We start from the raw sequence: 11,669 nt of genomic DNA on the forward strand, positions 1-11,669 counted from the left end.
CAGGTTTGTTCTGCCTTCTCCGTTCCCGCGTGAACACATAACAGACTAATATTTTAGGAGTTAATTAGTTGGTCAAACCAAGCTTCTTGAAGATGGTATCAACATGCTTCAGGTGCCAGGACGGGTTAAATGCATCTTCGATTTCCTCATCGCTCAGCACCTCGGTGATTTCCGGTGTGGCTTTCACGATATCCTTGAACTGGCGCTGTTCTTCCCATGCCTGCATGGCACGTGGTTGAACGGTATCATATGCCTGTTCACGGCTGAAGCCTTTGTCAATCAGCTTCGTCAGTACGCGTCCAGAGAACGGAACACCGAAGGTACGCTCCATGTTGCGCTTCATGTTCTCAGGGAACACCGTCAGGTTTTTCACAATGTTGCCGAAACGGTTCAGCATGTAGTTCAGCAGCATTGTTGCATCCGGCAGGATGACACGCTCTACAGAAGAGTGTGAGATATCGCGTTCATGCCACAGTGTTACGTTCTCGTATGCTGACACCATATGTCCGCGGATGACGCGAGACAGACCGGAGATATTTTCGCTACCAATCGGATTACGTTTGTGCGGCATGGCGGAGGATCCTTTTTGACCTTTGGCAAATGCCTCTTCCACTTCACGGAATTCACTCTTTTGCAATGCACGAACTTCTGTAGCGAACTTGTCCAGTGATGTTGCGATCAATGCCAGGGTAGCCATGTATTCTGCATGACGGTCACGCTGCAAGGTTTGTGTCGAAATTGGCGCCGGCTTCGTTCCCAGCTTCTCGCAGACAAACTCTTCAACAAACGGATCAATGTTCGCGTAAGTTCCTACCGCACCGGAGATCTTACCGTACTGCACGTTGTCTGCCGCATGGCGGAAACGCTCCAGATTACGTTTCATCTCTTCATGCCACAGGGCCATTTTCAAACCAAAGGTTGTTGGCTCGGCATGCACCCCGTGTGTACGACCCATCATTGGCGTATGCTGATAAGCGAGGGCCTTCTCACGCAGGATCTCGATAAAATTCACGATGTCGCGTTCCAGAATTTCATTGGCCTGGCGCAGTACGTACCCTAGAGCCGTATCTACCACATCCGTGGATGTCAGTCCGTAGTGCACCCATTTGCGTTCTGCTCCCAGACTCTCGGATACCGTGCGGGTAAAAGCAATAACGTCATGGCGCGTTTCCTGTTCGATTTCATAGATGCGATCGATATCAAAAGAAGCGTTTTGACGAAGCAATGCTGCTTCTTCCTTAGGAATAACTCCGAGTTCCGCCCAAGCTTCACATGCACAAATTTCAACTTCCAGCCAGGACTTGAATTTGTTTTCCTCCGTCCAGATGGCTCTCATTTCGGGTCTGCTATAACGTTCGATCATGAATTTGTATTCCTCCAGATATTAGTTTGTTCAATCCATTGCAATCCTTCTTCAACATCCTGACAGAGCAGATTGACATGCCCCATTTTCCGTCCCGTTTTCGCTTCGGTTTTGCCATATATGTGAAGCTTGGGTATAACACCGAGTTCCATTGCTTCTGCATCAGGTTGACCCGTTCTGGCGATAATTTTTTCCAGATGTTCTCCAAGCACATTGACCATAACAACCGGACTTAACAGTGTAGTGTCTCCTAATGGCAGCCCGCAGATGGCACGAATATGCTGCTCAAACTGCGACGTCGCACAGGCTTCCATCGTGTAATGACCGGAATTATGAGGTCTTGGAGCCAGTTCGTTCACATACAATCTTCCGTCTGCCGCAACAAAGAGTTCCACCGCCAGCAATCCAACAGCCTGCATGGATTCGGCCACAGCCGCTGCAAGCTTCTGGGCTTCAATCTGTATGTCCGTAGCCACTCTGGCCGGTACGATCGAGGCATGCAGAATGTTGTTCACATGAATGTTCTCCGCTGGCGGGAATGTCTTGATCTCGCCACTTGTGCTTCGGGCAACCACGACGGAGATTTCGCAGTCAAAATTGATAAATTGCTCCAGCACCAGTTCCGCTCCGGTTGCCGCAAGCTCTTCGTAAGCCGGTACAGCCTGGCTCGTTTCGCGGATGACCCGCTGGCCTTTACCATCGTATCCTCCGGTTACCGTCTTCAAAACACATGGTACACCAAGCTCGCTTACTGCTGCTTGCATCGTATCCTTACTTGTAATCTCCCGATAAGGTGCTACTCTTACTCCAGCAGCTTCAATGGCTCGTTTCTCACGCAACCGATGCTGGGTTGTATACAATAATGCACTTCCTTGCGGCACATAGGATTCACGTTCCAGCAAGCCCGCTACACCTGCATCCACATTTTCAAACTCATACGTGATCACATCACATTGACGGGCCAGTTCAAGCGCTGCGGCTTCATCGTCATATCGGGCCTCAATCTGGCGGGCAACCTGTCCGCAAGGCGAATCTGGCGCCGGATCAAGTGTGACAAAGCGGTATCCCATCGCTGTCCCGGCAAGCGTCAGCATTCGTCCAAGCTGTCCGCCCCCGAGAACGCCAATGGTTGTTTTTCCTGGGAGCAGCACACGTCCAGCCATACCTGAGAGATTCAATTCAGTTTTACTCATAGCTCATCACTGCTTTCGAGTACTTCACGTTTGATCCGTTCTCTGCGGGCTTCGCAGCGATTACGGACATCCTCATCGAATGCACCAATCATCTGGGCCGCAAGCAGCCCTGCATTGGTAGCACCCGCCTTGCCAATCGCTACCGTTGCTACAGGAATGCCGCCTGGCATCTGAACAATCGATAATAGGGAATCGAGACCATTCAGTGCCTTGGACTGCACAGGTACGCCGATTACCGGCAGCATCGTTTTGGAAGCAACCATGCCAGGGAGATGTGCTGCTCCACCTGCACCTGCAATGATAACCTTAAATCCGCGCTCAGCAGCCTGCTCGGCATATTCAAACATCAGATCCGGTGTGCGATGCGCAGATACAACCTTTTTCTCATACCCGATCTCCAGTTCATCCAGCACCTCACACGCATGCTTCATCGTTTCCCAATCCGACTTACTGCCCATAATTACAGCGACCTGCACTGACATGAAAACATCCAACTCCCGTCTGAGCTTATTTTTATAACAACCACTCTTGCCATACGCGTTCCCTTTTTGAAACAAAAAAATCCGCTACCCGCGAAAACATCACATTTTCTCCGGACACCGGACTCCAAGAAATACGTATCCCTCATTTGGGCATGCCAAAAGGGGGCTTGCTGTCCGCATCCATATTCATGCGACTCTCAGCCGTATCTCCTCGTAGTCCGGAAATTTACGGTCTCCGGGTAGAGACTTCCGGGCCTTATTCCCGGCGTTATACGAGCAAATATCTATTCAATCCAAGCGACTCATTTCGGTCAGCCTTGGTACATCTTTCGTTCCTACTCGACCTTAATCTCACCTGATCGACACATCTAACATTCTAACAATCCCCTACAGCTAATGTCAACTTAAAGACGAACATTTAACATATTGACAAATATAATGTTCGTGATTAAGGCGTTTATTTTGGGCTTCATATCCATTTCATCCCATAAAAGAAAGCCGACTTCTCTTCAATGGAATGAAGACAGCCGGCTCACTGCATATTTGGAGCTTGCAATTCAATGCATTATTTAACGATCAATACAGGGATTTGAGCATGCTGTACCACATTGTGGCTGACACTGCCCAAGACAAATTCACGAATGCCGCCTAGTCCACGACTTCCGATGACGATCACATCCGACCCATTTTCCTTAGCATAATCGAGCAGCACTTCAGCTGCCGCCCCTTGAATCAGGTCTACATTGGCTGTAACGCCAGCAGCTTTGATCCGTTCTTTTGCTTCATCGGTCGTTTGCACAGCCAGGTTGTAGTAATCGTTATTCAGAGATGGCGGCAGCGGTGCAAGTCCTTCTCCAATAAATACGCGCGGGAAGTCAAAGGCATGAATGACATCAATGACTGAATCCGGAGACACTTTAGCCAGTTCAATGGCACGATCCAGTGCCTTGTTGGAAGCTTTTGATCCATCATAAGCTACTAAAATTTTGGAGAATAACATGTAAATCCCGTCCCTTCCTTATATGTAGAAACTCCGAAGCTGGAGGCTTCGGTCTGACGTAAAACTAAATCCAGCACCATGTAACCCTATAAACGTTCTTCATGCGATATGAACCATTTGCCTTGTTTTACAGCGTCGCCACCCCTAAGGTTCTATTTCAGAAAATAACCATAGATTACGGCATTCAGAAATAGCAGAAGTGGAATCCCGATGGTAAAGCTCGGATGTTTGGTTTTGTGCCTTTTCCGGTACATTGCAATCCAAACTCCAAGCGCCCCTCCGATAAATGCCAGCAGGAATAACGTCCGTTCGGGTGTACGGTCACGGCGTCGCTGCGCCCGCTTTTTGTCATCTGACATCACCAGATAACCTACCACGTTAATAAATAAAAACCACAATATGAGTCCGGTTTGCATATAATTCTAGCGGTCCCCCTATCCCGGGACATCTCCCTGTTCCTCCATTATAGTCCTCTGCAGGGACATGATCAACGCGAGAAGGGAGCCGCATAGATTGCTTAATGGAATCATCCGTTACGGGCAGAACCTAGGACTCCTGTTTCGGAATACCGTTCAAGCTGGGAACTCTTTTGCCCGCCTTGGTTGGACGTGCTCCGATGCTTTCTTCCCGGATACTGTCCTTATTCTGCTGATTATGAATTTTCTCTGATTTGTTGTGTGGCATCTGTGTCACCTCCTTGGCTTACGTTGCCTGAAAAGGAGGGATCTTATACGACACCATGCGAAGCTGTTGCTGAAGCATGACATCGCTAGTAACCATTCAACTTGTACAACACTCTTTCTGGAGCACTAGTCCCCCTTTTTCTCCATTGCAGCTTTCAACAAGTCTCCGAGATTGGATCCGATGGATTCCTGTTTGGCATACTGTTTGACCAGCTTTTGCTGTTCGCGTTTGTTGACGTGCTGTTTATCTTTATCGAGTGCTTCCGTAATTCCGCAAGGCAGGCACTGCACATAGAGACCAGCTTTGCCTTCTTTCATTTCCATCTTCTTGTGACACTGCGGACAACGACGGTTGGATAACCGCTTCTCTGCCGAGCGACGATAGCCACAATCCTCCGTGGGACATACGAGAAACTTGCCGCGTTTCCCTTTTTTCTCAAGCAGACGCGCATTGCAATCCGGGCAGTGGCTGTTCGACACGTTATGCGGTTTATACTCTGCCTTGCTTCCTTTTACAGTGGCTACCAGTTCTTTAGCCATCGAACGTATGCCTTCCAGGAAAGGACCTGGTTTCCCTTGTCCACGAGCAATCCGTTCCAGTTCAGCCTCCCAACGCGCCGTCAGTTCAGGTGTACGAAGCTGCGGAGCAGCCAGCTCAATTAATTGCTTGCCTTTACCTGTAGGATGCATGCTGTTGCCTTGGCGGTCGATGGTATCCGAGCTGACCAATTTCTCGATGATATCTGCACGGGTAGCCGGGGTACCAAGTCCGTGCTTCTCCATTTGCGCGAGCAATGCTGCCTCCGTGTACCGTTTAGGTGGCATGGTTCTTCCACTTTTAATATGACAACGTTGAACGGTAACCGACTGACCTTGCTGTACATCTGGCAAAAGAGTGCGTCCATTGTCCGCTTGCTCATCTGTGCGCTCATCTTCTTCGTCACTGTAGTCTCCGCCGTATACTTCACGCCAGCCACTGTCTTTTACCGTTGTCCCTTTAACATGGAAGGAATCTTCACCCACTTGCACAGTAATCGCTACTGAATCATATCTGGCAGCTGGATAGAACAGGCTGATAAACCGGCGTACGATCAAATCATACAGTTTGCGTTCCTCCGGATTCAGCTGATTCAGCAGCACCGTCTGTTCTGTCGGAATAATCGCATGATGATCCGTTACCTTGCTGTCATCCACAATTCGCTTGGTGATATTCAAGTTTTTCCGCAGCAGCGGACGAGCCAAGGATGCATAAGGTCCAACAGCTACACTATCCAATCTTTCTTTCAGCGTACCTGTCATGTCCGATGTCAGGTAACGACTATCCGTACGCGGATATGTAACTAGCTTATGCTGCTCATAGAGACGCTGCAGGACGTTGGAAGTCTGCTTGGCTGAAAAGCCATACTTCCGGTTGGCATCACGCTGCAGCTCCGTCAAGTCATAGGCCAGAGGATGCGGCTCAACTTTTTCACTCTTTTTGACCTGAGCAATGGTTCCCTTACGTCCATCCACTCGTTTCTTCAATGCCTGGGTGTCCTGAGCATCAAAGATGCGTGAATCCCCGCCTGAGGCCCGCCACACGGCTTGAAAACCTCCAAAATCTGCAGTTAATGTCTCATACTCCTGTGACCGAAAACCATTGATTTCATTTTCCCTGTCCATGATCATGCCCAGAGTTGGCGTCTGTACCCGTCCTGCAGACAACTGTGCATTAAATCGAACGGTCAGCGCTCGTGTCACATTAAGCCCAATCATCCAGTCCGCTTCTGCCCGGCACCGTGCCGATTCATAGAGACGGTCAAACTGACTCCCTGGCTTCAGTGAAGCAAATCCTTCTTTGATTGCCTTATCCGTCTGAGAAGAAATCCACAGTCGTTTGAAAGGCTTCTTCCACTGCGCCATTTGCATGATCCAACGGGCAAGCAGCTCCCCCTCCCGGGCAGCATCCGTTGCAATGACCAGTTCACCAACATCTTGGCGTTTCATAAGCTGCTGTACGGCCTTATATTGATGATTCGTCTCTCTTAGCACCTTCAGTTTCGCCCGCTCCGGCAGAATTGGCAGATCCTCAAGATTCCAGGTGGCGTACTTCTTGTCGTAATCTTCAGGTTCCGCCAGCCCTACCAGATGCCCTAGTGCCCACGTTACGATATATTTAGGACCTTCCAAATAACTCTTATGTTTATCACGCGCTCCCATAACTCTGGCAATTTCACGTGCCACAGATGGTTTCTCAGCGAGTACCAATGTTTTCACTTCGTATCTCTTCCTTTCTTCATACACCTTGTAACCCAAGTTCCTATCCTTTCATTATATCATTTCAGACCATTCGTTTCTTGGCCTATCCCAGATGAACGATTAACCTGATAAATTACTGTTCTAGATTATATGTAAGATAAGCTAACACTTTTATGAACACTTAAATTTCTCTTAGGAATGAAAACAAGAGTATCTGAAAGAAATATCACATGAAAACAACTTGTATACGTTTTTTTGGATAAATATGAGTGTTGTAAGAATACCTGACATGTTATTAGAATGTGACAAAAGCATATACAGCCGTTTCATCACACACATCATTGCGACAGAAGGAGCGTGGATACATGACTTATCATGGATCTGTATTGAAAAAAAGTGGAGCTCTGTTACTGACAGGAGCAGTAATGGTTACAACTTGGGGAGGAGCTTCCGTACCGCTGGCATCTGCCGGAGCAGCAAGCCCATCAAGCAAAACAACGGTCGCAGCAACAGCTGCAGGGAAGGCACCTGCCACGTCTGCCGCATTTATTCAAGCCATGGAAGAGGCAGCGACACTTGCAGGTGTGCCTTTTTCAATGGACGAGCTATCAGGCAAAACCGTTCAGCGTAAGGATGCTGCTCTAGCTCTTCAAACCTGGTTGAAGCTGGAGTCCACCACAGAGTCGTTTAAAGACGTACCAGACCAATCCAGCTATGCAGGTGCCATCGGTGCCTTGAATGCTGCAGGGTTGATGAAAGGTTATACGGATTCCCTCTTTCTACCTAACGCTGTCCTGACGGAAACTGATGTCGCTATATTGAAAGATCGCATTTATAATTACATAAAACCATTTGTTCTGGAGGAAGCAACAATTACGGAACTCCAGGCTGCAATGACGCAAGGAAAGCTTACATCCAAGGAATTGGTTCAAATGTATCTAGATCGGATTGAGAAATACGATGATCAGGGAGTTAGCATTAATTCCATACTAACCTTAAACCCGGAAGCACTTGATATTGCCCAGGCATTGGACGAAGAACGCGCAGCCAAAGGTGCACGCGGACCGCTGCACGGTATTCCTGTTCTTGTGAAGGACAACTTCGATACGAATGATATGCCTACCACTGCCGGCTGTATCTGTCTGAAGGACTCCGTGCCTGCGCAAGACGCTGAGCAAGTGAAAAAGCTCAAAGAAGCAGGTGCCATTATCCTCGGCAAAACAAATCTGCATGAATTTGCATTTGGCATTACTACATCCAGTTCATTGGGTGGACAAACCCTGAACCCTTACGCACTGGATCACTATCCTGGCGGTTCCAGCGGCGGAACAGGGGCAGCGATTGCCTCCAACTTTGCTGCAGCAGGCATGGGTACCGATACTGGTGGATCGATCCGTATTCCATCCAGCTTCAACAGCCTTGTCGGAATTCGTCCAACGATTGGACTATCCAGCCGTGAAGGCATTATCCCGCTTGCTCTGACTCAGGATGTAGGCGGCCCTATGGCTCGTACAGTTAGTGACGCTGCGATCATGCTGGACGCTACAGCAGGTTATGACAAGGACGATGTGGCTACAGCTTATGCTGTAGGCAAAATCCCTTCCAGTTACACTGACTTCCTGGACGTGAATGGACTTAAAGGCGCGCGTATTGGTGTAGCTACTGAACTGATCCCAAGCACCAAAGCAGAAGAGAAAGCCGTTGCTGATGTCATCAACAATGCAGTGGAAGAATTGAAATCTCTGGGTGCAACTGCTGTACCTATTAGCATTCCGAATCTGGACGAAATCAACAAATACCCGAGCTTGAGCGGATATGAATTCAAATTCCAGCTCAACGACTACCTGGAGTCACTTGGTGAAGATGCTCCATACCACAGTCTGTCGGAGATCATCGCTTCAGGTGAATTTGATAAAACACAGGAACAATCCATGAAGGCACGCGATGCACGGGAAACGCTCGAGACAACCGAGTACAAAGACATCGTATTGAAACGTACTCAAGTCACGCGCGAAGCTATTCTAAAAGTGATGGCTGACAATAACCTGGATGCCATCGTGTATCCTACTTCCACCCAGGCTGCAGCCGTAATTGGCGAAGGGCAGAACTCCGGCGGGAATAACCGACTAAGCCCATTCTCCGGGTTCCCGGCTATCACCGTACCTGCCGGCTTCACTACAGAGGGTCTACCTGTAGGCATTGAATTCCTCGGCCGTGCCTTTGATGAAGGAACATTGATTAAACTCGCATACAGTTATGAGCAAGGAACCCATCACCGCCAAGCTCCTAAACTTACACCATAACTCCTTTATTGAATTAGAAAATGCTTAATAAACAAAAAGTACACTTCGCCTCCACATCGGAGGAAAGTGTACTTTTTTTATTAGCCCGGTAAGACAGACTGTCTTTCCCGCTTAATCTCAAATTTCTACGTTATTTCTTTGAATCAGCGTCTGGAACACTCCATTCCAACACAAGGCCTGCATAAGTTAAGCCACCACCAAAACCGAATAAGGCAAGACGCTGACCCTGCTTCACCTTACCTTCATCGACAGCCAGCTGAATGGCCAAAGGTATGGATGCAGCCGAGGTGTTCCCACGGTACTCCATGCTGGTCAGCGTGCGTTCCAACGGTACAGGACCGCGCTCGCAGACAGCTTCAATCATTCTCATATTCGCGCTGTGCGGTACAAACCAGTCGATATGCTCCGCCTGCAAGCCTGAGCTAGCGATAAGTTTCGGCAATTGCTCAGGTATCAGCCGTACAGCCCATTTATATACTTCTCTGCCGTTTTGCACAAGACGCCCTTCACCTTGAAGAGGTACCCCATTCATCTCGGAGGAAAGTCCACTGCTATAAACATGTAACCCACCATCACCCTGAGTTCCGGAAAGTGCTGCAAGCGCACTGCCCTGCCCTTCGGTTCGTTCCAACAAAAATGCTCCTGCTCCATCCCCAAATAAAATACACGTCGTACGATCGGTGTAATCCGTAATCTTGGATAATGTCTCTGCCCCGATCACGAGCACTTTGCGATACATGCCACTTGTAATCATGCTATCGGCCAGTTGCAACCCATAGACAAAGCCTGCGCAAGCTGCGCTCAAATCCAGCGCTCCGGTCTGAGTGATGTTCAGACGGGCCTGTACTCTGGAAGCCGTGCTAGGGAATGCATACTCTGGCGTGCTTGTTGCTACGAGGATCATATCCACATCATGAACGTCAACCCCATAACGCCGAATCATGTCTTCCACAGCCTTAACCGCCAGATCAGAAACAAACTGATCCTCTGCGGCAATTCTCCGCTCCCTCATCCCTGTTCGTTGTACGATCCATTCATCGTTCGTTTCGACCAACTTTTCCAAATCCGCGTTATTTAAAATACGCTCCGGCACATAGGTTCCGAATGCAGTAATACTGGCTTTTGATTGCATCATAGCTTCAGTCACCTCGTTTTCTTTTTTTATTATTATAGCACTAAGTCTTAGTACTTGGTACTAATTTTTGATATACTTTTATTGTTTTCTCTGTTGATACAGAAAAACACACCTTCTGCTCCATTTCCTCACACTTGGTATGTAGATCAAATGAAGAAGAATAATCATATTCGGTTTAGTATGAAGAATGCCTTAATAATCGCCGTTATCTGTAGACTCTTCGTAAGGAAAGATAGAAAATAGACAAAACAATTCATATTACGGATAGACAATGGACAGAGATGGGGGATTACATAATGGAAAGAGAAATAAACATCCTTGCAATTTCAGGAAGCCTTCGGAAACAATCCACAAACACCATGCTAATGAAAGCTATGATGGCACTTGGCCCTACTACTTTGAAATTTCAGGTGTATGATCAGCTGAATGATCTTCCCCACTTCAATCCTGATCTTGATGTAGATGATGGTCCACTTCCCGTTCAATACTTCAGATCCCAATTAAAGCAAGCAGACGGTGTCCTCATCTGTACACCTGAGTATGGAAATGGTATTCCCGGTGTCTTAAAAAATGCTTTAGATTGGATTGTATCTTCCGGAGAATGGGTGAATAAGCCTACAGTGGTCATAGCAGCATCCCCCAGCCCTTTAGGCGGTAATCAAGCCCATACATCCATATTGCTGACTTTAAACATGATCAATGCCCTCGTCCTGAATGATGCCTCACATACAATTCCTCATATTACGATGAAAATCAACAAACAAGGTACGATCATTGATCCTGATACTAAAACGGCACTACAAGATTCACTTTTACGCTTAGCAGAAGCATGCCCCAACTGAATGAATGAACTGAAATAGTGTTATAAAAAACAAAAACAGCCCGTTAGTGATATATCGGGCTGTTAAAATTATAATTTGTTACATTTATAAACAAATAAAAACCACCACCGAGTATCTTCGGCAGTGGTTCTTTGCTTGGCAGCGTCCTACTCTCCCAGGACCCTTCGGTCCAAGTACCATCGGCGCTAGAGGGCTTAACGGTCGTGTTCGGGATGGGTACGTGTGGAACCCCTCCGCCATCGCCACCAAACGATGCTGCTATACACTCAGAGATTATTCTCTGAAAACTAGATCCGAAACGAAATTGCGATCAAAACCTGCAATGTGGATAAGCCCTCGACCGATTAGTACTGGTCAGCTCCATGCATTACTGCACTTCCACCCCCAGCCTATCTACCTCGTCGTCTTCAAGGGGTCTTACATACTGGGA

Annotated in this window: 10 protein-coding genes, 2 rRNA genes and 1 riboswitch; of the genes, 2 read left to right on the forward strand and 10 right to left on the reverse strand. The window is 47.9% G+C overall.

Annotated elements, in window-relative coordinates:
* Nucleotides 1-64 precede the first annotated feature (64 nt).
* From purB to GUA98_RS13865, 7 genes are all read right to left on the reverse strand, one after another.
* Nucleotides 65-1,363, reverse strand: a complete 1,299-nt coding sequence (gene purB, locus GUA98_RS13835) for an adenylosuccinate lyase (RefSeq protein WP_095288455.1) — start codon at nucleotides 1,361-1,363, stop codon at nucleotides 65-67.
* Nucleotides 1,360-2,556 carry a 5-(carboxyamino)imidazole ribonucleotide synthase gene (gene purK / locus GUA98_RS13840; RefSeq protein ID WP_193723391.1) on the reverse strand — a complete coding sequence of 399 codons (1,197 nt, stop codon included), beginning with the start codon at nucleotides 2,554-2,556 and terminating at the stop codon, nucleotides 1,360-1,362. The genes purB and purK overlap by 4 nt, the downstream gene beginning before the upstream one ends.
* On the reverse strand, nucleotides 2,553-3,038 hold the full coding sequence (gene purE, locus GUA98_RS13845; protein ID WP_153976876.1) for a 5-(carboxyamino)imidazole ribonucleotide mutase: 486 nt from the start codon (nucleotides 3,036-3,038) through the stop codon (nucleotides 2,553-2,555). Before purE ends, purK begins: the two co-directional genes overlap by 4 nt.
* A gap of 194 nt (nucleotides 3,039-3,232) precedes the next feature.
* A riboswitch (purine riboswitch) is annotated at nucleotides 3,233-3,334 on the reverse strand.
* Between the two features lie 269 nt (nucleotides 3,335-3,603).
* Nucleotides 3,604-4,038: a universal stress protein gene (locus GUA98_RS13850; protein WP_153976875.1), complete on the reverse strand. Its 435-nt coding sequence runs from the start codon at nucleotides 4,036-4,038 to the stop codon at nucleotides 3,604-3,606.
* A gap of 152 nt (nucleotides 4,039-4,190) precedes the next feature.
* A complete protein-coding gene (locus GUA98_RS13855) occupies nucleotides 4,191-4,454 on the reverse strand; it encodes a DUF1294 domain-containing protein (RefSeq protein ID WP_095288452.1) in 264 nt (87 codons plus the stop codon).
* Between the two features lie 130 nt (nucleotides 4,455-4,584).
* The gene (locus GUA98_RS13860) at nucleotides 4,585-4,722 is read right to left on the reverse strand and encodes a hypothetical protein (RefSeq protein WP_193723392.1); all 138 of its coding nucleotides are present in this window, start codon (nucleotides 4,720-4,722) and stop codon (nucleotides 4,585-4,587) included.
* 125 nt (nucleotides 4,723-4,847) lie between these two features.
* Nucleotides 4,848-6,977, reverse strand: coding sequence for a DNA topoisomerase III (locus GUA98_RS13865; protein WP_193723393.1), 2,130 nt, complete (start codon nucleotides 6,975-6,977; stop codon nucleotides 4,848-4,850).
* Nucleotides 6,978-7,324: 347 nt separating this feature from the next.
* Between GUA98_RS13865 and GUA98_RS13870 the strand changes: the two genes are divergently transcribed.
* Nucleotides 7,325-9,262 (forward strand): amidase family protein, encoded by a 1,938-nt coding sequence (locus GUA98_RS13870; protein ID WP_193723394.1) that lies wholly within the window; start codon nucleotides 7,325-7,327, stop codon nucleotides 9,260-9,262.
* A gap of 130 nt (nucleotides 9,263-9,392) precedes the next feature.
* Here the strand turns inward: GUA98_RS13870 and GUA98_RS13875 are convergent, their stop codons facing one another.
* Nucleotides 9,393-10,394, reverse strand: a complete 1,002-nt coding sequence (locus GUA98_RS13875) for a ketoacyl-ACP synthase III (RefSeq protein ID WP_167301721.1) — start codon at nucleotides 10,392-10,394, stop codon at nucleotides 9,393-9,395.
* A gap of 299 nt (nucleotides 10,395-10,693) precedes the next feature.
* Here GUA98_RS13875 and GUA98_RS13880 point away from each other — a divergent pair, with 299 nt between their 5' ends.
* Entirely contained in the window at nucleotides 10,694-11,239 is a 546-nt protein-coding gene (locus GUA98_RS13880; RefSeq protein WP_193723395.1) for an NADPH-dependent FMN reductase, read from the forward strand.
* A gap of 133 nt (nucleotides 11,240-11,372) precedes the next feature.
* On the opposite strand, the gene rrf is transcribed toward GUA98_RS13880, so the two are convergent.
* Together rrf and GUA98_RS13890 are read right to left on the reverse strand one after the other, a co-directional pair.
* Nucleotides 11,373-11,489: ribosomal RNA gene (gene rrf / locus GUA98_RS13885) — 5S ribosomal RNA — on the reverse strand.
* A 74-nt stretch (nucleotides 11,490-11,563) separates the two neighbouring features.
* Nucleotides 11,564-11,669 (reverse strand): 23S ribosomal RNA (locus GUA98_RS13890); the annotation flags it as partial.

This window comes from Paenibacillus sp. P13VS (assembly GCF_015143645.1).
Taxonomy (GTDB): domain Bacteria; phylum Bacillota; class Bacilli; order Paenibacillales; family Paenibacillaceae; genus Paenibacillus; species Paenibacillus xylanilyticus_A.

Excerpts from the sequence above, each read along its gene's own strand:
- GUA98_RS13875 (WP_167301721.1), bottom strand. The coding sequence starts at position 10,394 with ATGCAATCAAAAGCCAGTATTACTGCATTCGGAACCTATGTGCCGGAG.
- purB (WP_095288455.1), bottom strand. The coding sequence starts at position 1,363 with ATGATCGAACGTTATAGCAGACCCGAAATGAGAGCCATCTGGACGGAG.
- GUA98_RS13880 (WP_193723395.1), top strand. The coding sequence starts at position 10,694 with ATGGAAAGAGAAATAAACATCCTTGCAATTTCAGGAAGCCTTCGGAAA.
- purK (WP_193723391.1), bottom strand. The coding sequence starts at position 2,556 with ATGAGTAAAACTGAATTGAATCTCTCAGGTATGGCTGGACGTGTGCTG.
- GUA98_RS13860 (WP_193723392.1), bottom strand. The coding sequence starts at position 4,722 with ATGCCACACAACAAATCAGAGAAAATTCATAATCAGCAGAATAAGGAC.
- GUA98_RS13855 (WP_095288452.1), bottom strand. The coding sequence starts at position 4,454 with ATGCAAACCGGACTCATATTGTGGTTTTTATTTATTAACGTGGTAGGT.
- GUA98_RS13870 (WP_193723394.1), top strand. The coding sequence starts at position 7,325 with ATGACTTATCATGGATCTGTATTGAAAAAAAGTGGAGCTCTGTTACTG.
- purE (WP_153976876.1), bottom strand. The coding sequence starts at position 3,038 with ATGTCAGTGCAGGTCGCTGTAATTATGGGCAGTAAGTCGGATTGGGAA.
- GUA98_RS13850 (WP_153976875.1), bottom strand. The coding sequence starts at position 4,038 with ATGTTATTCTCCAAAATTTTAGTAGCTTATGATGGATCAAAAGCTTCC.